This is a genomic window from Vibrio sp. 1874, assembly GCF_033344395.1.
GTDB classification, from domain to species: Bacteria; Pseudomonadota; Gammaproteobacteria; order Enterobacterales; family Vibrionaceae; genus Vibrio; species Vibrio alginolyticus.
The window spans coordinates 51,123-71,084 of record NZ_JAWPOR010000016.1 but is presented as its reverse complement, the minus strand read 5'-3'; the positions used below and the strand labels follow the sequence as shown (position 1 = coordinate 71,084).

Genomic DNA, 19,962 nt, shown 5'->3' with positions numbered 1-19,962 from the left:
CGCGACCACTTATTACGAAATAATCACTTTTGTAAGCTCAGTGGCTTTGTCGGTGATTGCTTGTGGGGCTTTCTCTATGAATTTGACCTGACGGTTAGAGAAATCGAGAGATTTAACTTGGTGAATGAGGATGGCGCCTTGTGTCGATAGCTCTTCAGGCAAAACGACTTCCAGCTTCATACCTCTCACTGTGCTAGTGATTGGAGCTACAACAGCAAATCCAGTGTGTTCATTGAACATTTTACGAGAGATCACAAACGCAGGACGACGTTTCATGATTTCCTTTCCTGCGCTCGGATCAAAGTCGAGTGAAACAATGTCTCCTTTATCTGGTACGTACATCAAATCACTTCCTTGCCAACAGGCTTAGCATTAATCCATTCTCTGTCTTCATCGGTAATGGCAAAGCACTCTTTTGGGCTTTCAGCGAGTAAGGCTTCCAGCGTTAGCTCTTCCTCAACTGGAGTTAGCACGATTCTGTTATCCTGAACGGATAGGTCCAGTTTTGATCCAGCGTGCAAGCTAAGCATTTTAACAATGGTTTTAGGGATGCTAACGATGTTAGCGCCGCCAGACTGGCGAATTACAACAGCGGTCATGTGTTGGTTTCCTTCTTCTCTGTGTTATACCGAAGTATAACAACAAAAATATGTTTTACAAAAGTAAAACCTTATCTAATTTACACAACTCACTTAAAGCAATTAGCAAAACCCATCTAAACAAGGCACTTGCATGGTTTAAAAGTCTGTAATTGTCACAATGAGCAAATAAGCAAAACAAAGCAATATCTTTTGTCAATATTTCCCTGTTGCTGCGGCAATGTTCGCCAGCGTTCATCATGACCTCATTTCTATGATGAGACGAAGCCATGAGCACACAGAAGAAAATATTTTGTGTCACGTTGCTGGGTAAAGAGCAGGTTCAAGCGACGGCAGTGTTTAATGACGACCTGTTGGTGATCGCCAAGCTCGAAAAGATTTCCGGTGCATTTGGTACATGGAAGCGAAAGCTCAAGCGTGATCTGAAGAAAAAGCACGAGGAAGGCTATCACATGATAGTCGAAGAGCGCGGAGACGATTTCAGCGAGTACGCCCATAAGGTGTTACTGGAAGAAGCGGACCCAACAGAGCGCCGTGGTTATATGAACATTGCGTTTGACCATTATTTCAACTTGCTTCGCCTTGGTGATGTAAGCGATAGCCATCAAATCGGCTGTTTGGTACTGAACAAAGGATTAGAGCGCCACTGGATCCGTGACTCTAGCGTAAACATCATGCCAGATGACCGTGGGCGTTATCGTTATGACATCGACCACAGCTCATTTACTGGCTATCAGCGTGCAATCCTGCTTTGTGTGCTGGCTGCGTGTGAGTTCAACCAAGTCAACCAGACCTATCTCGATACCTTTTTGGATGCTATTGACGTAGAGGAAGACGATCCGGTTTTCTCAACACTTCGCCGCATTACCATTGAGCGCGATATGGGGGATGCATGACCCAGTTATCACGTCTAAGCCCTTTGAATATCCAAGATGAGCTGATACGCGCCCGTTTTTACCGTGAATTGCGTGATGGTTTGTTTGAGTGGGAAGAGTGGGAAGTCTCTATTGATGAGATCCGTATGCCTGAGCTGGTTTCTCTTCGTTATTACGGCACAGAAAGCCTCAAGAAAATCGTTGCAGTGTCCGCAGGTCTTGATGATATGCGGGAGTACCTTGAAGCCGGTAGCCTGATCCGGTTGCCAACCATTAAATGGGTAAGAACTCGTATTCGCTATTACTGCCAGTTTGAGCAGGAGGGCGTATGAAGCAGCCAGAAATGACTAAAAACGTCCGCAGTCAGGACAAAGACTTTAACGAAAGGCGCCGAAACCAAAAGGCAGAGCGTCAGTATGCCCGAAGAACGCTGTCACCCTCTGCTATTCGTGAAGCCATTCGTACAGGTGAGCTACCACTTTATCATTCGGTGTTGCTCGGCTCTAAGAAAGGTGGCGATCCGTTTACGATTGATGATATGCGAGCGTTTGATAAGGCTCGTAAATCCACATCAAAGAAGTGGGGGCGTACTCGTGGCGCTCCATTGGATCAGCTGATTGTTGCCTCTCGTAAAATCGACGTTCAACGCGCCAATACAGAAATCAAAGTCGCACGGCTTTATAAGGTCCGTGGTGACTTACTGCATTTCAATGTCACAGCATCGGGTAAGCATGGTGAAGATAGCTATCAGGTGCGTATCCGGTTAGAAAACTGGATGGAAGAGCTAACCCAGACGCAACGCAGCTGGACAGCCGCTATCAAGCGCATTTGTTTAGGTAATGTCTCAATTGACTGTCAGTGTGGGCGTTATCAATTCTGGTACCGCTATGTTGCCACTGCCGGCAACTTTGCTATCGCTCCCTATGAAAAAGACTTTCCGAAGATCCGAAACCCTCAACTGACAGGTTGTTGCTGTAAGCACCAGTTAAAAGCATTGGGGGCATTGAAGTCACCCACCATACAAGCTCAGCTTGCCAAACAATTGCAGGCGCAAGCAGAGAAAGAGGGCTTCGCCGGTGACAATACAGACTCATTCTTGACCAAAGAAGACCGCGAGCAATTAGAGCGTGCTCGTCCCCGTGATGTGGACAAAGCTGCCGCTATGCAGGTGATCAACAAAATGAAGCAGGCTAAGCGAGTCTTTAAACGCCAAATCAAGGATCCGAAGTACATCAAGAAACTGGAAAAAGAAGTTGCTGAGCTGCGTAAACAGCTAGGCAAGCAACAGGCGAAAGTCTCAACCAGTAAAGCCAAAGCGAAAAAGGCAATAGAGCAGCGTCAGAAACAAGCTCAGAGCGCAAACCGTGACCAATTAAAGGCATTGCTCAGGTCTGAGCTGGATAGAGCCAAGATGTACGGCGCAGACCGTGACAGTGCGGTGAAAGTCTTCGCCAAGATGAACAAAGTACCACTAGCCGATGCTCAGAAGCTGGCTAAGGACCTGTAATGACAAGAATAACCCCAATAGACCGCAGGCGCGTATTTGAACCAATTTATGCAGATCTGCAGAAGACACTAGACATTAACCCTAATGCGTTTGATTGCTTGCTATTTAAAGCGCAACTAAACGCCTTGGAGCACATTGATGAAAGTGATGTTGTTGGCAACTTAGAGGCTCGGGAGGAAACATTTTCTTATAGTAGCCCCTCCCCAACACGAGCCATAGAATTGCCCAATGATGGTAGCTCTATTCAAATGCTGGCGTTTGGTGATGGTACCGACGAAGGCGAAGAAGTTTTTCAGATGCTGCTTAAAGAGCCAAACGTGCCCGAGCAAAGCGTTATCTGGATTGAAGAGCAAATCGCAGATGAAGAGATACAGGTGCGCCTGCTCTATATCGTGAAGGCTGAACCCATCGGTAAGAATGGCTCTGGCGGCTTTAAGTACCACCTAATGCCGTTTGATGTAGGCAGTGACTTCTTGCCTGACAAGTTTGAACCAGAAGCCGGCGAGCCGATTGAGTTCTTACCAAACCCACACCCAGAGCCAAGCTTAACCAGTGTGGTAAACAAACTGGCGCAAGCTGCCAGCAAAGAACAGATTGAATCCTTACGCCAGCCGGTGCCAACGGTGAGCGAGCAGGATGAAGTCAACGAGCAGAACCTGAACAAGCAGGCAACGGATCTTCAAGAGAAAGTAGGTGCCATTGCCGATATTTTTGATGTCTTCAAAGGGGACGATGAATGAGTACCGATCCTAATACGCCCATCGACATTACATTAACACCCATTACCGGTGTTGATGATTCGACCGTAACGGCGCCATCCCCTAGCGATATCACTACTCAGCCAATTCAAAACAAAGTCTCGGTGCCGTCAGTGACAGCGCCGGCTTCTGTCGATTTTACGCCAGTATCTACCTCGGATGAGGTCAACGACGAGTCTCTGAACCGTACCGCTAAGACGCTGCGTGATGATGTAAACGCCAAGCTGACTTCGTTTGCTAACTCAGTGTCGTTAATCCTGGGGCAGCTTGGTACAGAACACAGCCTGCAGGTCGCTGAAATCAACAGCAAAATGGCGGCTTTACGTGATTCCATTAACGCAGAGCTGGCAACCATACGCACAGAGAACGAGCAACAGAACGCTGATATGGCAACTGCCATTAACCAGCGCCTTTCTGTTGTCATGTCGAACCTGACAACGCTCTCAACGGCGATCAAGAACAGCCAAGACAAGATAGCGGCGCTTGATGCTACTTATGCGACTGACTCTGATATAGCAGCCAAGGTAGCGACCATTAATGCGGCATTGGAGCAGTTGAACCAGACAGATACGGATGTACTGCAGCAGATGCAGGAAACCGTCAATCTGGTGAACTCAATGCGCAAGCTGAAAGAGAAAACCATCACCATTTCGAGCACAGCAGGCACTTATGACTTTTTGACTGTGCAGGAAGGGATGGGTAGCTATCCACTGGCAACCGACTACATGGCTACAGCCACAGTAGAGGGTAATCCGCTGGTGGAGGCGTATATCACAAAAAAACTCGCGGTAGGCTTCACCATTGAATTGAAGTCAAAGGGCGTGCATTTCCGCCCACAACCGCATGATGCCAGTGTCACGCCCGTTTCTGTGCGCGTAACGCTGACTACAACGCAGGGCTAAGCATGGCAACGGCTCCTAAGCGTTATGGCGAGCTGGCAACTGAACAACAGGTTGCTAACGCTAAGCAGGAAGCTCAAACCGGCATGGTTTCCAGCCTTGAGTTTGAGCAGTTTAAGCAGGATCTAATGACGGCTGTTAATGCCATCACTAAACAAAACAACGATTCAGCAGATCGTTTAAGTGGGAAAACCAATGCGTAAACAATATGAAACTATGGGAGGTTGCCATGAGTGACTTTCAGCCATTAATCGAAAGTAATCGCCGTTTAACCGAGACGGTAGAAAAAAAAATAGGTGAAATTGATCAAAAAGTCGAACAAACCGCAAATGAAATTGCTCAAACGATCACGTCAAATAATATCGTTGAGTATTTTGTTGATGCTGTAAATGGTGATGATGGGAACACTGGCGCATCTTCTAGTCCATTTAGAACAGTTAGAAGAGCCTTGTCTCTTTGCCCTACAGGTTCTAAAGCTAGAGTGGTTCTTGAGCGGAGTCAACGACATGTTTTAGACCGTGGCGTGAACGTCTATGCTGCTTTTGTAGATATAGTTCCCCGCGGGCAAAATGCGGATGTATCTCGTCCTTATCATTACGACGAAACTACCCCAATCTTTGCAATTGAATCAGCTGCAAATATTTATGGTTCTATTTGTTTTGGTGCATACCGTTCCTCAGTAATCATAGAGACCAACGAAAATACTCCGTGGGAAGGAATTCAATGTTGGGGGGCTGTCGCTATTACTATTGCTAGGAGCCGTTTGATTCTAAATCTTCCCCAAACCTCCAAGCCATTATTTGGATCTGATTATAACTACCTGAATCCAGTAAAATTCGCTATGCGTGAAGCTGATATTGTCAAAACTAAAGGTTATATCGTCCGTAGTGGTTGTATTTTTTCTGTAGATGGCGCTACAGGATTCCAGTACACAGATGAAGTTGTTTACGGGGCGACAAAATATAACACCCCATCAAATGTGCCATTTACACCAGAAGTTGTATAGAGAGGATTTATGTTCGTATCATTTACATATAACGGTCAATCTTACGTCAACTTTGATAGTGAGTCAGATGATTTCAAGGTTCTTGATATACCTCAATCTGAGAAAGATAAAATTGTCACTAATGCTAAGTGGCAGTTAATTCGAGAAAAACGTCAGCCATTAATTGACCAAACAGACTGGACTCAGATGCCTGACGCCCAGCTTACAACTGAAAAAAAATCTGAATTTGCTAACTATCGCCAGTCATTGCGCGATCTGCCTCAAACCTATGACAATCCGGATAACGTAGTTTGGCCAGAAAAACCAACCGTCTAACATTTCCCTGTTAGCGATCTCGAAATAGAAAAGGGGTAGCGTTGTGCTATCCCTTTTTTATTGGGTAGTACCATGACCGAGATTACTGAAAAGAATGACATTACCGACTTCTATCCAGTCGATGTAGCCTTTGGTGGTCACATTGTTGACGCATTGGCAGAGCTAGACCCTGAGAGCTGTCCGCACCATGTAAAAGCCTTTCTGCAGCGAGATTCGAAGCAACAGGTATTTCGTGGGGATTACGACTCACCTAAAGCCTTTATTCAGGCTATCCGTCAGTTTCAAAAGCAAACGGGTAGCGACGGCGAGCGTAAGTTTAATGCAGCACGGCTACCACTCATCAATTACTACCGTCCTATTGGCTTTCGTAGCGCTTCCGCTGAATATGCTCAGTTCGTAGAGAGTGTGACAGGTTGGGATGATGCTCTACTTAAAAAGACCAATATCAGTATCAGCTACCTTGAGCTGACTTATCGCATTGTATTTATGGCAAACGATAAGGCGTCAGTAGAGCGCTTAGTGCTGGCTTGGCACATGCACATTGCCCGTCGCCGTGCTGGTGGACATCGTTTCAATGTCACCTATTCGCTATTTGGTGAAGATATCGACCTACCGATCACCATAGAAGACTCTCAGACAATTGAAGCTAATAATTTAAGTCACAACTATGCGGACGGTCGCCTTTATGCCGTTGACGTTGAACACACCGTGAATGCTCCTATCTTATATGGCAAAGGGGTAGGACACATTAGCCCTATCCGCTGGATGGTTGAGTTCAGACCGCTTGAAGAGGTGTTTGTGTGAGCAGGCATGAACACCAATTAGTCCAGTCCATTGTCTATCATGGTGGCGATCGGCGCGAAGAGCTGGATCTCTCCTTTCTTATTGAAGCGACGTTTGTTGAAACCACAACGTTAGACGGTCCTAAGCTCATCATTGAGTACGACGACAAAGAACAGTTCTTACGTGATGACCTAGCCATCAAAGAAAGAGCGGTGTTTACCGTGGTGCTGTCCGATCCGGTTAATCAAGATGCGCTTAACTGGGAAACGGATTGGGTAGTCATGACCATGCCAGCCAGTGAGGGCGGTACCATTACCTTTAATCTGCTTTTAAAGTCGCTCCATGACCTAAAGCAGCCATCCCCTAACGCCCGATTTTTCGTTAAAGAGCCAGTAAGCAAGGTGTTACGTCAGCTTGTGCCTGATCTGCCCTTAGATGTAGGTACGTTTCCTATAAGGCTGGATTTCCACTTATTGCCGGCGCAGCGTCCGTCACGTTTGATCAGACAAATGGCAAAAGAGCTGGGCGCATTGGTGTTTATCCGTCGCGGTACACTGGTATTTCGCACCTTAAAAGAGCTACAGGAACGAGCACCAACGTACCTTTACCACTACAACGACACTCGCCAGCAATACCAGATTGCGCAGTACACCTTACCCAATGACAGCTCATTGATTGAAGATCTGATACAGCGTCGTTTCGTGGGTTGGGATGATAAGAAAGGCATGGTGTATTCCGGTAAGTACTCTGCGGCACCTATTGAGCACTCAGGTGTAACCAGTAAGTTTGTATTGGACAACCTCAGCAAAATCCCTATCCCTGTATTGGACGCTTATATGCTTGGTAATGGCGGTCTAAGAGCAGGGGATGTGATTGAGATTATCTGGAACCGTTCAGATCTCGAAAGACCAATAGATGAGAGCCTGCCAACACTGATTGTGATTGGTCTCGCAGCGCATAGCTATAAAGGCAAAAAGTATTACAACCGTATCAAAGGGATACTAGATAAACACTAATTAGGTATTTAAAGGGTATTCAATGGACAATCCAGCCGATCTCCTGTTACAACGCCCAGAGCTAGAAGCTGTGGTGGTTAGCGTGCAGGACCCAGATAAACAAATGCGCGTACAGGTGCGTGTGTTTGGTGTTTTTGATGACGTGCCAGACGACAAACTGCCGTGGGCGACATATAAGCTACCAATCGGTGCTCGTGTTGGGCAAGGTGACTTTACACCGGTTCAAACTGGCGATCTGGTTTGGGTAGACTTCCCGTATTACACACACGGCAAGAAAGACACTCGCAGACCTCGCATTACTGGCTCAGTACACCATAACCCTGATGGTATTCCGAACCTACCGCCTGAAGCGTTTGAAGGAGAGGGGCGTTACCAGCATAAACGCAGCCATAAAGAGCCAGAGCCATCACCACAGGGCTATCACGAAAGCAAAGTGTATATCTTGCACGGCATGATGTTCGAGGTGGAAAAGGACAGCGTATATCGCGTAACCCACATGCCGACAGGGACCGCTTTTGAGTTTGATGCTCGGGGTAACTCCATTTTGCACGTTGAAGGCGATAGCCATCACTCAACCACAGGAGCCATGGAAAACCATGCAGGAACCAACCTGAATGAAAGTGTTGGTGGATTCTGGAAGATAAAGGTTGAAGGTAGCGCTCATGTCGATGCGAAAAGCGTTCACTTCAACCAAGGCAAGGGCGATCAGAACACATTCAGAGCGTGTGACTCGTGCATTATTCTCGGTGTACCGCACGGGCAAGGCTCACAAACCGTATTTACAGGAGATTAGCATGGCATTGAAAGGGCAAGAGTCCACTATGGCGGAAAACATTATGGACGCCTTAGAAGCTGCAGGATTCAAACCACGAGCACAAGAAGCGGTAGGCGCTAAGTTTTGGACAGCTGTCAGTAAAGGCATTATTGACACCATAGTGAGCGAGTCAGAAGTGGAAGTAAAAGGCGGTGGCTCATACGGTGGGGAAATGGCGAAAATCAAATAAATCCAATTGCTTTAAATTAAACATAATCTCGTTATGTCAATAAGGGTGTAATTCTAGGAATTGCGCCCTTTTGTTTTGTGCTTTCCCTACTTGCTAAAAATCGGTTGTGTCAATTAGAGGCGCTGATTATCCCTCTCCTGAAAACTAAAATTTTTGTGTTGATGCTGGGTATTAGCGCTCTTGTTAGCCTCTCCGCTGAAAAACCATGTTTGAAGCACCAAAGCCGGTGCGCAAGTCCAATAAGGAAGAGACAATGGGAACTCCTAGCACAGAACAGGCGTACCGCGAACAGGTCGCTAAAATCAACGACAATGCTTCACAGCTTGCGCAGCACATTATCCATCCTCAAATGGAGAACGGTGAGATCATCACCGACAGTGCAGCTCGCAACGAAGCTATTGTTCAAAGCCTTAACGGCTCCATCTTCGATAATGCAGGCGAAATGTCGAGCATGATTGCAGGTTCTGCGGCGAATGCTGTTCGTCACTACCATGCAATGCACGGTGAAATGCCGTCTGCAGAACTGATGTCGTCAATGCACAACAGCATTTCAAACATGCTGGACCCGAACACAGACAACCCTCACTTAAAAGCTATTCTCGATAGCGCAGGTGATGGCTCTATGAGTGCATCGGAAGGCATTATCCAACGTAACCGTATGGTTGCTCTGGTTGTGCCAGTTCAACTGATGATGATCACCAATGATATGGTGACGCACATCCCTGCGAACTATAACAAGTCTGAAATCTTCCGTATCAACCGTGTTGCTGGCTCTACATTTGGTGATCTAACCGAAGGCGACCTGATTGACGTTGATTTCAACGGTCAATATTCGTCTATGGACCAACGTCACCTGATTGGTAACGGCGATGGTACCGAAGTGAACTTTAACTTTGATATTGCATCGGTTTCTAAAACTATGCCGTTCGTCAAAGGTAAAGTGCGCATTCTTGTTGATCGTATGCCAGTAGGCGGTGATGACGGTAAAGGCGGCATCTTCGGTAAGTTCGTTGACGCAGACAGTGACACGGTAACATTTACGGGCACAGTGAATTATCAAACTGGTGTGATTGCTTTGAAATTCTCGAAAGCACCTAAGACCGGTATTGAGATCCACACCATTGCGGATATCTCGATCGAGAAAGACCCGTCACTTATCCCGACCGTTGAACACGAAATGGTCAGCTATGAACTGTTCCCGCACGAATCGGCGCTGGTTAGCTCTAACTCGATTCAGTCTCAGTTCACTGGTAAGCGTGAATACAACATTGATATCGCAGGTATGCAGCTGGCAACAGCCCGTAACCTAATGGCTGCGGACAAAGACCGCAAACGCCTAAACGATATCTATTTCTACGCAAAAGGTGAGAAGGCGTTTGATCTTACTATTCCGTCTGGTCTGTCTTACCGCCAACACTACGAAATGATTCAAACCATTTTGTTGGCAATCTCAACTGAGCTGATGAACCGCACGAAACGTAGCGGTCTGGTTGGTCTGGTTGCAGGTCGTGAAGCGTCTCGTGTGCTCAAGTCGCTAGGTGCGCCACACATGGTATATGCGCCTAACTATCGCCAGCTACCACAACCGCATTATGTCGGTACCGTCTTTGGCTACAAGTTCAAAGAAGACCCTCACATGCCTGACCCATGGAAAATCCTGTGTTATGCGAAAGGTCGTGAACACGGTGACGCAGGTTATGTGGCGGGTGATGCAATTTCTGCAATCAACTACGCACACAGCATCGGTCGCAACCTGAAGCACGAAAACACGCTCTATGAGCTGGCATATCGTGACCTTCACCCTCACAACGGTCGTGACTGGTTCATGTGGTTGCGCGTTATCCCTAAAGCGTAATTGCTCCACTGGGCGCTGCTTTGTAGCGGCGCCTATGTCATTTAACTAAGCAGGAATTTGTCTATGGCAACCACAAAAGCAAACATCCGTACTCGTAAGTCAACAACAGATAACAAAGGTGCTGAAGGTACTGGCGATAAAACAACAGATACCGAAGTTGTTGTAACTGACGACACTGAAACCACAGGTGCAGGTGATGTAGGTACTGGTGATTCAGCTGGTACGGAAAGCACTGGCGATAAAAAAGATACTGACGACGGTGACGGCAGCGACACGGACGCTCAATCAGAAGGCAATGCCGGCACAGGTACTGAGCAGGTTGAACCGGAAGAAGAGACGACGCTTCACGTCTTGCTGACTAACAACAGCGTATCTGGTCACGAAATCTTGCGTGCTGACGGTAGCGTTCTGGCTATCGACGGGCATTGCAAAGATCTACCAATCACGACAGACAAAGAAGAGCTGGTCGCTATTCAAACCGCTCTTGCTAATAAGCCGTGGGTGGAAATCAAACTTAAAGCGGAGTAATTCAGCATGTCTGGAATGATCAGCCAATTTATTACCGAGGCGGCGGGTATTGCCGTTCTGCCGCCAATTGATAACAACTACACCACTGGTGGCGGCGATGTCGCAGTAGGCGCGTGTGTTGTTATTGCACCAAAAGGACCAGTAGGTAAAGTCATCACTGTAACGGCAGAAGACTGGGAAGATCTACTTGGTCGCCCACTGCCAATGAATCAAGGCACAAAAGCAGAAGGTTTACGCCAACTGAAAGATGCACTTGATGATCTGCAGTACTGTCACGTTATCCGTGTTGTAGCGGATGATGCGAAATACCCATCTATTGCGCTACCAACAGCGGCAGAAGGTGCGGCGGTGAAATCATCACATGCTTACGGCACATCATTAAGTCTCGCCAATGGTCATTGGTTAGCGGTTTACCCTGTAGATGGCGACCCATCAACTAAGCGCCGCATGGTGATCAGTGATGTCGATTCAGCGACTAAACGATTCACTCTCTCGTTCCAAGAGCAAATCAGTGGCGAGTGGCAATCCATTCAAGGCGAAAGCTACGTTGTAGGCGTTAGTGTGGATGATGTGGACGATTCAGGTCTCACGGCTTATCTGCCAAACGTATTGGAAGAGCGTGCGTCTCGTTTCCGTGCAGAAATCGCTACTACCGTAGACTTCTCTGTTGTTAAAGCCAGCGAAGAAGCCTTTGAAGGTGGTACCAATGGCGGCGATCCAACACTGGATAACTGGAAAGCAGCGTGGGACTTGCTAAAGACAGATGATATTGACTTCAATCTGTGTTTTGCAGCGGGTAACTACGAGCCAGCAGCGATTGCTCACATGATCATCATTGCTGATGGTCGTCTGGCGCAATTCCGCTTCGATGTGCCGCCATGGTTAACAGAAGTTGCAGCTAAGCAGTGGCTGGCAGATGCAAACCTTGAGTCTTATCAAGCGTCTTGTTTCCACTATCCATACAAAGCTACCGACGAATGGTACGGCGGTAAGAGTGTATGGGGCTTATCTGGTGCGGCTACCGCTGCAAAAGCCAAGTGCTTTGCAACGCCAACAGGTCACGCAGCAGTCAAAGGTGCGCACTTTACCGCAGCCGGCGAAAAACGCGGCACAATCAATCGTCGTGGTATTGAGCCACTTCATCTAACAGGCAAGCTGCAGCCAACTGAGCTAGTCAAAGCTCGCATTAACCCTGTCGCAAAAGGCAAGGTGATTAATGACTGTCTGAATATCTGGCACAAGAACAACTATCTTCGCTTTGAGCACGCAACGGCAATTTTCAATGACCTTTGTCATGAGTTTTTGCAAGCCGCTGCCGTGGTTCAATTCGAGCCTGATGGTTTTGTGTTGGAGAACTTGCAAGAGCTTGCAGATAAGATCTGTAAAAAGCGCTATGAAGCCGGCGCGTTCGTTGAGCCTCGCAATCCGAATAAAGACGGCAAAAACCCTTACCGTATCACACTGAAACAAGTTGAGATTGATTACTGGCACATTGAAGTTGCCTACGCTCAAACCGGTGTGGCGCGTCGTATCGCAATTCAACCTCGCTTAATGGCGTAATGGAGTAAATATGTACGGAACAGGTTATCCATTTGGTGGTTCTGATCCTGTGTTTGATTCAGCTGGCGTTATGCCAGCTGCTAAGAAGCCTCAGAGCAACGAATACACTATCCCTGATCAAATTCTGGATGATGCCAGTAACGATCTAGGTGAAAAGCAAATTCGTGCTAACGCAATGGCAGCAGCACTGACATGGCTGGAAGACAATGACGCCAGCTATTCAAACTTTGAAGCTATCGTTGCCGGTCTTGCTGATTTGGATGAAGACGGCGAAGTTACTGAGCCGGAAGAAGAACTTTTCAACGAGATCTTAACCATGGCTGCGGACTCGCTGGTGGAACTAGGCGCGAATGCTGCCAATGTTGAAAGCTTTATTGACAGCGAAAGTGAAGAAGCGGGTGAGAAGCTACATACCTACCTGAACGACAAGTTATCTGAGAATGAGAAATCAGACGATGAGTTGATCACCGAGTATGCAGTAAAAGCCAAGCTTGTGCTCGATGCCACTCAGCGAGTGGTCCGTAATGGCAAGGTGAAAGTCATTAAAAAGCCCCTGAAGAAAAAACGCCTCTCTTCGGCTCAGAAAGCTGCATTGAAGAAGGCTCGCCGCAAGGCAAATAACTCAGGTGCGCGACGTAAACGTGCCAAATCAATGAAAGCCCGTCGTCAGCGTAACATGTAATGGCGAAAGTGTGGCAATCAGCGGGGGCGAGGACCGTTGGGAACAACGATCCGAAAGTCAGCCAATACCTCAAATGCTGGATAAAGCAGGGTAATACCTGCGTTGTCGGTGTCATTGGGGAAGGTACCGCAAAAGAGCTGAATGCCAACTGGAATAGCCCTTTCGAGGGCGATTCTGTCGGCTCTAAATTCAGTAAAGCCGGTGGCGTTTTACAGACAGGTGCTGTAACCGACGCTACCAATGGCATGACGTCAGTCACAACCCTCTCAAGCCGTCAGGTTTGGGAGGGCAACCAACCTCATGCATTCCCGATAACGCTTTCGCTGTATGCGTTATCTGACCCTAAAGCTGAAGTGGAAGACGCCATTATGGAGTTAGAGCGGATGTTCTCTCCTGAAGTCAACGCGATCTCTCCTGTCGGCAACCCTGTAGGGGATGGTAATGCGGTCGGTCGAGTTCCTAGCTCTGTCATGGTCAACATTGGTCGCAATGTCGTGCTGAGTGGTTGTGTGATTGAAAGTATGTCAGCACCGTTGGATGGTCCTCGCAGCCGCGATGGGTACCTGATGAAAGCTGATATTCAATTAATGATTCAATCTGAGGCTATGCTAAATCGTTCTCAGATCCCTTCAACTTACGGTTAATTGGAGCTAAACAATGGCTGTACCAAATGCAAAAGGGAACGTCGACTTACTGCGACAAGCCCATAAGAAAAACGTCGCACTCGGTGAGCGTGCGGTTGCATCGGATTTTACTGTCACAATCCGAGAATACCCGCAACTCTCAGCGTTGATTCGTACTGCTCAGCTGCCTGAAGAGAAGCGTGGTGAGCCAGTGGAAGACCAAGGTCAATATGGTCAAGGCTTCCGTCAATACGGCGCACCGAAGCGTGATGGCGATATGGCTGCTCAAATTGTTGAAATCAAGCGTGGGGATGTCCTAAAGACCATTGCCAAGATTGTGGACAACAAGGAGTACGTCAATATTGAGGTTCTTCTAGACGGTGAAGATGTCGAGAAAAAGGGGTATCTACTCGAAGATGTAATGATCGCCGCAGACCCTGCCGATCTAGATACAGAGAATCGCACCGGAACTGTTCGTATTCCTGTAACTTTCCAATACAACTGGTTTGAACGCATCGGAGGCTATGCAGGATGACGCCAAACGCCCTATTAGAGCGAGTCAAAGGGCAGTTTGTAACCCTTTACCATGACGAGCCAGAGAAACTCGAAGCGCTGCTTATTCAGGCGCTTAATGAGTATCAGGATAGGGCAGGTGTGATCCGGTCAGTTACCGTGACATTGGACCAACAAAAAGCTGGCGGTATTCCGGTACCGCCACATTTCATGACCGTTGTGACCGCAAATGACGTTGATCAGGTATGGCATGAAATAACAACAGATGATGACACGCTTAATGTTATTACAACGGATTACAGCGTAGCACCATTCAAAATCCAATATCTCGAAGCCATAAGTCAATACGACTTAGAAAGTGATGAACTGCCGGCTCATATCACGGGGATGCTGCAAAAGTATCTCAAAGTCCTTATCGAAATCCCTAACACAGAGCGTGAACAGTACTCACGTAGCGCTGCAGGCTTACCACTTGATGGAATGCCACAGTTATCAGAGCTGCACGAGCGTAAGCGCCAATTAGAAGAAGAAATGGAAGAGTCGGGCAATATGCTGATGCCTTCCATGTTGCTTTAGGAGAGCGGTCCATGCGCCATAATGACGTTTCAATCGGTACCCCCTTATATTTCTACCAGATCACGCCAGAGGGACCGCTGGTGGGCGAATGGTTAACTTGCACAGTGACAGGGGAGCACGAGCAGGTTTGGCTCGTAAGTTACGAGAATAGAGTCTACGCCGTCGATAAGACCACATTAGTAAGCGAACGTACCGCTTTCTATACCCAAAAAGCGACTGAGAACGAACCTAAAGGGCGTTATGCGCTCTCTGAGTCATTACGCCAGTTCTTTATGGCTAATCGTCACCACAACATGCCTTATCCTCTGATTCGACAGATGTATGACGTGGTGAACAACCATATCACGGGAGCAGCTGATGGCAGCTGATTTCAATCGTGAGAAATTGCTGGTTAAAAAGATGGTTCACACCTATTTCCAGCATCAATGGCAATTTCGCCTAGAAATCGAAGAGCAACCGCTAGATTTTGAAATTTTCATTAAGGACGTGACCTACGGACCTATCGAGTTGGAATATGAACCTGTCAAGGTGGGCGTAAACCAACTGCAGTTTCCTACTGGCGTTATGCCTGTCTCTATTTCAATGACTGTTAGAGATCATGATGATGAGCGGATCCACAAGTGGTTTGCAGAGTGGACCAGCAAAGTGGCAAACGGGGACGGTACCGTGAATCCACCGTTTAACCCTGAGACGAAATGGATCAGGGACTGGAAAAAATACACCCTGCTCCATAAGGGCACGGGCTTTGAAGAAGTGTTGTCTGAGACTTACCCAGTCGCACCGGTACAGCTAGGGGATGTCACACAAAGTTATTCTGAGCATTCTTTTAAAGAATTCCCTCTGACCGTTATCCAATTCCGGAGTTAATCATGTTTGCACCGTTTTCATTACCCAGCAAGCCTATAAAGCAAGTGCTCATTAGAGAGGCAACTACGGCAGAAACACTGGATTTTTGTGATGTTTTGCCAGAGCACGAAGAAGCGCTAACCACTAAGTTTCTGAACACCATTCAAGATAAGGAAGCATTCTCTGACTGTTTGGAGTGGACCGCTGAGGATCGTCGCCTAGCACTTTTCTGGTACTGGATTCATACCACTGAAGACACCTTTGTTTCACTGGATTATGACTGTCCTCACTGTAAACAACCTCACACTCATGAATTTGACATGCGTGATTTAGCGGAGGGTTATCAAGAGATTAGCGGTCTAGCAAGTCGAGATCTGACTTTTGAAGGTCGAAAGTTGGTGATTTCACCGTTAACAGGTAGCCATATGGAAGAGCTTGAGAATATGCGTCTTGCTCTCATGGTAGAGAAAGAGGGTTCGCCAGCAGCAGTGCGAAAACAAGCCGAGATCCGCTTCCATAAGCTCAAGTCAGCCTTGTATATGGCAGATGACCATGAAAAAAGCGCTTACAAGCGAGACGCAAGCCTGAATAACTGGCTACGTGAGTTGCCAGAAACCAAGTATCAAACCCTGCAAGTGCTGGTCAATGATGCGTTGGCAAGTATGGTGCATGGTTTGCCGAGTAAAGTCATGGATGATGGCAAGATTATGTTGCGGTCGCCTAGTCATATTTGCCCTACCATCAAGACCAAAGAAAACAAGGAGGTGACAACTGAGTTGTTGCTTCCCTTTCGGAATTACAGCCGGATTCCGCGAGTATAGTAGTCGTTCTTGGGATGTCATGCTCAATGAGCTATCCCTTGATGCTGGTCAACCGATCGACAGCCTGCTTTGCTCTCCAAGAAGCCGTGTATTGACCATGCATAAACGTTATAGAAAGGCAGGGCAGTCGTGACCACCAAAGACACTCAACAGACCGAAATTGTCGTAGATCCAACTCAACTGTCACCTGTCGATCAGGTGACAGACAAAGCACAGCAGGCAGAAGACTTCCAACCGAAGATCATAGCCATTCTTGATAAGATTGAGTCCAATACGTCTGCTTTACTTCGCCGTGAGTCTATTGCTGGTGGCAAAACCAGTGTACAAGCGGCTTCAAGCTCGAAAACTGCTACCAATACAGTATTAGATAGATACCAATCAAGCACCAATAAAGCACTTATTAGTCAGGTGGTAACATCCACTGACACCACATTGTCTCAAGGTAATGTCGCCCCTCGTTCTGCCAATAAAACACAAGCTCATGCGCTCGCAGGTGAAAACAAAACGCCGGATACGTCGATTCAGCAATCGAAACATGAACAAAGCCATAAAGAGCTTACTCATGAGCAGAGAAACGCTATAAGCAAGCAGCGTAGCAATGCAAGCGTCATAGAGCAGCAATACCAAAAGAGCGAACAGTCCAACCAAATTGCGGATGTGACGTCGGCAAACTCAACAGATAAGGTTTCCCAGAAAGATCAGGCAGACCATCAAACACTAAGCCATGACAAGCAATCGCCCCAGTCTAGTGTGGATGTAGCCCCAACTGGTCAAAATAAGCGTAAACCTGATGCTCGTACCAAACAAGAACCGACATCGGTTAAGCAAGCCGTACCAATCTCAAACAATGAAACCGCTTCTCAGGGTGAAGCGCCCAGTGCTACAGCAAGCCAACAGGCACAAGAAGAACAAAAGGAAAAGCGGGAGCGATCTGGTCTATTAAAAACCGTTGGTGATGTCTTTAAAAAAGCAGCAGAGGAAAGAGAAGAGCTTGAAGCTGGTGATACAGCGACTGACGCTGCAGGCTCTGCTATGGGTGGCTCTCTCTGGGAGGCAGCAAAAGAAGTCAAAGAAGCCACTGATGATGTAAAAAACAGTTCTCTTGGTCAAAAAATCATTGAGAAAGTCACCGGAAAGAAATCAGACGAAGACGAAGAAAGTGATACCTCGACACCGAAAGAAGCGGTTGCCAAAGAGAACAAGAAAGGACCAGTCAGGGATGAGCGTGGGCGTTTTATTAAGCAATCAGAGGCGACTTCTGTTGTAAACCAGCGAAAAGAAGATACCCATAAAACACTAAATCAGTATCAATCAAATACTAACAAGCAAAGTGAAGGTTCAGAAAACACTCTATCTCAAAAAGACAGAGAGACCCATGCGACTGCAAGCGCACAAAATATTGATGGTCATAGCAATAGCAAGGTTCCAACGGAGAGTAAAAGCACTCATGTAGTATTAGATAGATACCAAACTAATACACACAATGAGAGAGATAGAACTACCGAAAAGAAAACGAACACCTCGCACATTCCTGAACGTTCAGAACAAACTCACCGTGAGGTTAACTCACATAAGCAAGCTAGTGTGACGTCTGCTAATGTCGTAAAGGAAAGAGAGCAAGTCCGCAGCAATGAAGCTATTGCGGATCGTCTTGATGAGCAGGTAGAGCTTTCTCAAGACCAACATAAGGAACTGATTAAGACCATCGAAAAGAAAGAGTTCGGCGGCGAATCTGGCGGCTCTCTAATGGATAGCGTTAGCGATCTAACAGATATGTTTGGTGGTGGTGATGGCAAAGAGAAAGGCGGCAGCAAGCGAGGAAGAGGCAAAGGTAGAAAAGGTCGACTAGGCTCGCTGTTTGACCGCTTAAAGGGAACTAAATCAGCTTCAGCCACAAATGCTTCTGCTCTAAAGTCAGCTCCAACAAGCCGTCTTGGTAAAGTTGCACAAGGCGTAAAGAATGCAACCGGAAGCTTAGCCAATACAGGGGTAGGTAAAGCAGCTGGTGGCGCACTCAAAACCGTGGGTTCCGTTGCCAGCCGTGCAGCAGCCCCAGTCGCAGCATTAGCGACTGGATACTTTAAATATAACGAAGTTAAAGATAGAGAAGATCTCACAGGCTCTCAGAAAGCAGTTCAAGTAGGTGCGACAACCGCTGGATCGCTAGGAGGTGCAAGTGCCGGCGCGGCTATGGGTGCGGCTATGGGTTCCGTGGTCCCAGTAGTGGGGACATTAATCGGTGGTTTATTAGGTGCCGCAGTTGGTGGATGGCTGGGAAGCAAGGGAGGTGATGTTGTTGGCGAAGCAGTCAGTGACAGAATGGAAGGTACTGATGGTAAAACACGCGCAGAACGTGAAGCGGAAGCGCTGCAGTCTGCCGAGAAGTCCTCTGAAAGCGCGACAACCAACACAGACAACACGGATAACTCTGAATTAACGACAAACAACAATGAGTCAGCGCAGGCGCTCGCTACCAACAGCAAAGATCAGATGCATAGTACAAATGCCAGTGCTGCAATCAGCTCACAGGCGTCTGAAACCACAGTAATGCCAGAGCAGCTGAAAGCAACATTGCCAGAGATAAGTCCGTCAAAAGCAGCGCTTCATCAAGCGACAACGAAAGAGACTCGAACGGAAAAGACTGAGACTGTCGCTAAAATTGATGAGAAAAAACTAGGTAAAGCAATCGTTGATGCCATGAACAAATCACAGCAACAAAGCGGTGTTAGTGCAGGCTCTTCAGGTCCTCGTTATGCTGCCTCTCAATCAAAATCAGCTTCGGTGCCAACCCCGATTAAAACCGAGTTTGAAGATAAAACTCTCGTGTTGATGGCACATGACAGGATCTAAGTATGGAAGAACTTAATCACCTACTCAATGTTGATAGCACAGGGCTTGCCGTCTCTTACGATGGCAAAGCCCTCAATAACAATATTGAAGAGTGGTTTGATAACCCAGAGCATACTATTGCAGACAACCCCGCATGGGGACATAACTTGGCGCCGTTTCAGTTCTGCGCACAAACAGAAGATGATGCAGTGATGATGGAAATGGCAATCGTGGAAAAGTTACCCCGTGACGTCCAAGGTGTTGTAATCAAGGGGATCCGAGTGACCTTTCCTGAGCTTGATCTCTGCCGCATTGTCATTAGCCATCAATTCGGCTTGTTCGATAACAATATTCCATTGAGGTAGCC

General features: G+C 47.3%; 26 protein-coding genes. 24 read left to right on the top strand and 2 right to left on the bottom strand.

Features of this window, described 5'->3' with window-relative positions; genetic code table 11:
• Window positions 1-12: 12 nt before the first annotated feature.
• Together R8N46_RS20770 and R8N46_RS20765 are read right to left on the bottom strand one after the other, a co-directional pair.
• On the bottom strand, window positions 13-342 hold the full coding sequence (locus tag R8N46_RS20770; protein WP_110097046.1) for a type II toxin-antitoxin system PemK/MazF family toxin: 330 nt from the start codon (window positions 340-342) through the stop codon (window positions 13-15).
• The gene (locus R8N46_RS20765) at window positions 342-599 is read right to left on the bottom strand and encodes an AbrB/MazE/SpoVT family DNA-binding domain-containing protein (RefSeq protein ID WP_103412263.1); all 258 of its coding nucleotides are present in this window, start codon (window positions 597-599) and stop codon (window positions 342-344) included. The genes R8N46_RS20770 and R8N46_RS20765 overlap by 1 nt, the downstream gene beginning before the upstream one ends.
• A 269-nt stretch (window positions 600-868) precedes the next feature.
• Between R8N46_RS20765 and R8N46_RS20760 the strand changes: the two genes are divergently transcribed.
• The 24 genes from R8N46_RS20760 (at window position 869) to R8N46_RS20645 (ending at window position 19,960) form a co-directional block, all read left to right on the top strand.
• Complete coding sequence (locus R8N46_RS20760; RefSeq protein ID WP_318098507.1) at window positions 869-1,495, top strand: hypothetical protein; 627 nt, start codon at window positions 869-871, stop codon at window positions 1,493-1,495.
• Complete coding sequence (locus tag R8N46_RS20755; protein ID WP_318098506.1) at window positions 1,492-1,806, top strand: hypothetical protein; 315 nt, start codon at window positions 1,492-1,494, stop codon at window positions 1,804-1,806. The genes R8N46_RS20760 and R8N46_RS20755 overlap by 4 nt, the downstream gene beginning before the upstream one ends.
• Window positions 1,803-2,981, top strand: coding sequence for a hypothetical protein (locus R8N46_RS20750; protein WP_046376508.1), 1,179 nt, complete (start codon window positions 1,803-1,805; stop codon window positions 2,979-2,981). Before R8N46_RS20755 ends, R8N46_RS20750 begins: the two co-directional genes overlap by 4 nt.
• Entirely contained in the window at window positions 2,981-3,721 is a 741-nt protein-coding gene (locus R8N46_RS20745) for a hypothetical protein (protein ID WP_031847635.1), read from the top strand. The genes R8N46_RS20750 and R8N46_RS20745 overlap by 1 nt, the downstream gene beginning before the upstream one ends.
• Window positions 3,718-4,641 (top strand): chemotaxis protein, encoded by a 924-nt coding sequence (locus tag R8N46_RS20740; protein ID WP_103412265.1) that lies wholly within the window; start codon window positions 3,718-3,720, stop codon window positions 4,639-4,641. The genes R8N46_RS20745 and R8N46_RS20740 overlap by 4 nt, the downstream gene beginning before the upstream one ends.
• A 2-nt stretch (window positions 4,642-4,643) precedes the next feature.
• The gene (locus R8N46_RS20735) at window positions 4,644-4,841 is read left to right on the top strand and encodes a hypothetical protein (RefSeq protein WP_268810110.1); all 198 of its coding nucleotides are present in this window, start codon (window positions 4,644-4,646) and stop codon (window positions 4,839-4,841) included.
• 26 nt (window positions 4,842-4,867) lie between these two features.
• On the top strand, window positions 4,868-5,644 hold the full coding sequence (locus R8N46_RS20730; RefSeq protein WP_318189666.1) for a hypothetical protein: 777 nt from the start codon (window positions 4,868-4,870) through the stop codon (window positions 5,642-5,644).
• A 9-nt stretch (window positions 5,645-5,653) separates the two neighbouring features.
• Window positions 5,654-5,959 (top strand): tail fiber assembly protein, encoded by a 306-nt coding sequence (locus tag R8N46_RS20725; protein ID WP_318098537.1) that lies wholly within the window; start codon window positions 5,654-5,656, stop codon window positions 5,957-5,959.
• 72 nt (window positions 5,960-6,031) lie between these two features.
• The gene (locus R8N46_RS20720; protein WP_222714882.1) at window positions 6,032-6,763 is read left to right on the top strand and encodes a hypothetical protein; all 732 of its coding nucleotides are present in this window, start codon (window positions 6,032-6,034) and stop codon (window positions 6,761-6,763) included.
• Window positions 6,760-7,758: a hypothetical protein gene (locus tag R8N46_RS20715; RefSeq protein WP_274021022.1), complete on the top strand. Its 999-nt coding sequence runs from the start codon at window positions 6,760-6,762 to the stop codon at window positions 7,756-7,758. Before R8N46_RS20720 ends, R8N46_RS20715 begins: the two co-directional genes overlap by 4 nt.
• Before the next feature lie 22 nt (window positions 7,759-7,780).
• Complete coding sequence (locus R8N46_RS20710) at window positions 7,781-8,551, top strand: phage baseplate assembly protein V (protein WP_318098536.1); 771 nt, start codon at window positions 7,781-7,783, stop codon at window positions 8,549-8,551.
• Between the two features lies 1 nt (window position 8,552).
• Window positions 8,553-8,762: a hypothetical protein gene (locus R8N46_RS20705; protein WP_031847564.1), complete on the top strand. Its 210-nt coding sequence runs from the start codon at window positions 8,553-8,555 to the stop codon at window positions 8,760-8,762.
• A 253-nt stretch (window positions 8,763-9,015) separates the two neighbouring features.
• Window positions 9,016-10,617 (top strand): hypothetical protein, encoded by a 1,602-nt coding sequence (locus R8N46_RS20700; protein WP_318098535.1) that lies wholly within the window; start codon window positions 9,016-9,018, stop codon window positions 10,615-10,617.
• A gap of 63 nt (window positions 10,618-10,680) precedes the next feature.
• Window positions 10,681-11,145: a hypothetical protein gene (locus R8N46_RS20695; protein WP_318098534.1), complete on the top strand. Its 465-nt coding sequence runs from the start codon at window positions 10,681-10,683 to the stop codon at window positions 11,143-11,145.
• Window positions 11,146-11,151: 6 nt separating this feature from the next.
• On the top strand, window positions 11,152-12,705 hold the full coding sequence (locus R8N46_RS20690) for a hypothetical protein (protein WP_318098533.1): 1,554 nt from the start codon (window positions 11,152-11,154) through the stop codon (window positions 12,703-12,705).
• Window positions 12,706-12,715: 10 nt separating this feature from the next.
• The gene (locus R8N46_RS20685; RefSeq protein WP_103412272.1) at window positions 12,716-13,387 is read left to right on the top strand and encodes a hypothetical protein; all 672 of its coding nucleotides are present in this window, start codon (window positions 12,716-12,718) and stop codon (window positions 13,385-13,387) included.
• Window positions 13,387-14,031 carry a hypothetical protein gene (locus R8N46_RS20680; protein ID WP_103412273.1) on the top strand — a complete coding sequence of 215 codons (645 nt, stop codon included), beginning with the start codon at window positions 13,387-13,389 and terminating at the stop codon, window positions 14,029-14,031. Before R8N46_RS20685 ends, R8N46_RS20680 begins: the two co-directional genes overlap by 1 nt.
• Before the next feature lie 13 nt (window positions 14,032-14,044).
• Window positions 14,045-14,545 (top strand): hypothetical protein, encoded by a 501-nt coding sequence (locus tag R8N46_RS20675; RefSeq protein ID WP_318098532.1) that lies wholly within the window; start codon window positions 14,045-14,047, stop codon window positions 14,543-14,545.
• The gene (locus tag R8N46_RS20670) at window positions 14,542-15,099 is read left to right on the top strand and encodes a hypothetical protein (RefSeq protein WP_103412199.1); all 558 of its coding nucleotides are present in this window, start codon (window positions 14,542-14,544) and stop codon (window positions 15,097-15,099) included. Before R8N46_RS20675 ends, R8N46_RS20670 begins: the two co-directional genes overlap by 4 nt.
• 11 nt (window positions 15,100-15,110) lie before the next feature.
• Window positions 15,111-15,467, top strand: coding sequence for a hypothetical protein (locus R8N46_RS20665; protein ID WP_103412200.1), 357 nt, complete (start codon window positions 15,111-15,113; stop codon window positions 15,465-15,467).
• Window positions 15,468-15,498: 31 nt separating this feature from the next.
• Window positions 15,499-15,966: a hypothetical protein gene (locus R8N46_RS20660; protein WP_261799810.1), complete on the top strand. Its 468-nt coding sequence runs from the start codon at window positions 15,499-15,501 to the stop codon at window positions 15,964-15,966.
• Window positions 15,967-15,968: 2 nt separating this feature from the next.
• Window positions 15,969-16,766 (top strand): hypothetical protein, encoded by a 798-nt coding sequence (locus R8N46_RS20655; protein ID WP_318098531.1) that lies wholly within the window; start codon window positions 15,969-15,971, stop codon window positions 16,764-16,766.
• A gap of 129 nt (window positions 16,767-16,895) precedes the next feature.
• Window positions 16,896-19,616 carry a hypothetical protein gene (locus tag R8N46_RS20650; protein WP_318098530.1) on the top strand — a complete coding sequence of 907 codons (2,721 nt, stop codon included), beginning with the start codon at window positions 16,896-16,898 and terminating at the stop codon, window positions 19,614-19,616.
• A gap of 2 nt (window positions 19,617-19,618) precedes the next feature.
• The gene (locus tag R8N46_RS20645) at window positions 19,619-19,960 is read left to right on the top strand and encodes a hypothetical protein (protein WP_103412204.1); all 342 of its coding nucleotides are present in this window, start codon (window positions 19,619-19,621) and stop codon (window positions 19,958-19,960) included.
• The last annotated feature ends 2 nt before the right edge of the window (window positions 19,961-19,962 follow it).

Coding starts and splice junctions, on each gene's coding strand:
- R8N46_RS20770 (WP_110097046.1), bottom strand. CDS start 342: ATGTACGTACCAGATAAAGGAGACATTGTTTCACTCGACTTTGATCCG.
- R8N46_RS20765 (WP_103412263.1), bottom strand. CDS start 599: ATGACCGCTGTTGTAATTCGCCAGTCTGGCGGCGCTAACATCGTTAGC.
- R8N46_RS20760 (WP_318098507.1), top strand. CDS start 869: ATGAGCACACAGAAGAAAATATTTTGTGTCACGTTGCTGGGTAAAGAG.
- R8N46_RS20755 (WP_318098506.1), top strand. CDS start 1,492: ATGACCCAGTTATCACGTCTAAGCCCTTTGAATATCCAAGATGAGCTG.
- R8N46_RS20750 (WP_046376508.1), top strand. CDS start 1,803: ATGAAGCAGCCAGAAATGACTAAAAACGTCCGCAGTCAGGACAAAGAC.
- R8N46_RS20745 (WP_031847635.1), top strand. CDS start 2,981: ATGACAAGAATAACCCCAATAGACCGCAGGCGCGTATTTGAACCAATT.
- R8N46_RS20740 (WP_103412265.1), top strand. CDS start 3,718: ATGAGTACCGATCCTAATACGCCCATCGACATTACATTAACACCCATT.
- R8N46_RS20735 (WP_268810110.1), top strand. CDS start 4,644: ATGGCAACGGCTCCTAAGCGTTATGGCGAGCTGGCAACTGAACAACAG.
- R8N46_RS20730 (WP_318189666.1), top strand. CDS start 4,868: ATGAGTGACTTTCAGCCATTAATCGAAAGTAATCGCCGTTTAACCGAG.
- R8N46_RS20725 (WP_318098537.1), top strand. CDS start 5,654: ATGTTCGTATCATTTACATATAACGGTCAATCTTACGTCAACTTTGAT.
- R8N46_RS20720 (WP_222714882.1), top strand. CDS start 6,032: ATGACCGAGATTACTGAAAAGAATGACATTACCGACTTCTATCCAGTC.
- R8N46_RS20710 (WP_318098536.1), top strand. CDS start 7,781: ATGGACAATCCAGCCGATCTCCTGTTACAACGCCCAGAGCTAGAAGCT.
- R8N46_RS20705 (WP_031847564.1), top strand. CDS start 8,553: ATGGCATTGAAAGGGCAAGAGTCCACTATGGCGGAAAACATTATGGAC.
- R8N46_RS20700 (WP_318098535.1), top strand. CDS start 9,016: ATGGGAACTCCTAGCACAGAACAGGCGTACCGCGAACAGGTCGCTAAA.
- R8N46_RS20695 (WP_318098534.1), top strand. CDS start 10,681: ATGGCAACCACAAAAGCAAACATCCGTACTCGTAAGTCAACAACAGAT.
- R8N46_RS20690 (WP_318098533.1), top strand. CDS start 11,152: ATGTCTGGAATGATCAGCCAATTTATTACCGAGGCGGCGGGTATTGCC.
- R8N46_RS20685 (WP_103412272.1), top strand. CDS start 12,716: ATGTACGGAACAGGTTATCCATTTGGTGGTTCTGATCCTGTGTTTGAT.
- R8N46_RS20680 (WP_103412273.1), top strand. CDS start 13,387: ATGGCGAAAGTGTGGCAATCAGCGGGGGCGAGGACCGTTGGGAACAAC.
- R8N46_RS20675 (WP_318098532.1), top strand. CDS start 14,045: ATGGCTGTACCAAATGCAAAAGGGAACGTCGACTTACTGCGACAAGCC.
- R8N46_RS20670 (WP_103412199.1), top strand. CDS start 14,542: ATGACGCCAAACGCCCTATTAGAGCGAGTCAAAGGGCAGTTTGTAACC.
- R8N46_RS20665 (WP_103412200.1), top strand. CDS start 15,111: ATGCGCCATAATGACGTTTCAATCGGTACCCCCTTATATTTCTACCAG.
- R8N46_RS20660 (WP_261799810.1), top strand. CDS start 15,499: ATGGTTCACACCTATTTCCAGCATCAATGGCAATTTCGCCTAGAAATC.
- R8N46_RS20655 (WP_318098531.1), top strand. CDS start 15,969: ATGTTTGCACCGTTTTCATTACCCAGCAAGCCTATAAAGCAAGTGCTC.
- R8N46_RS20645 (WP_103412204.1), top strand. CDS start 19,619: ATGGAAGAACTTAATCACCTACTCAATGTTGATAGCACAGGGCTTGCC.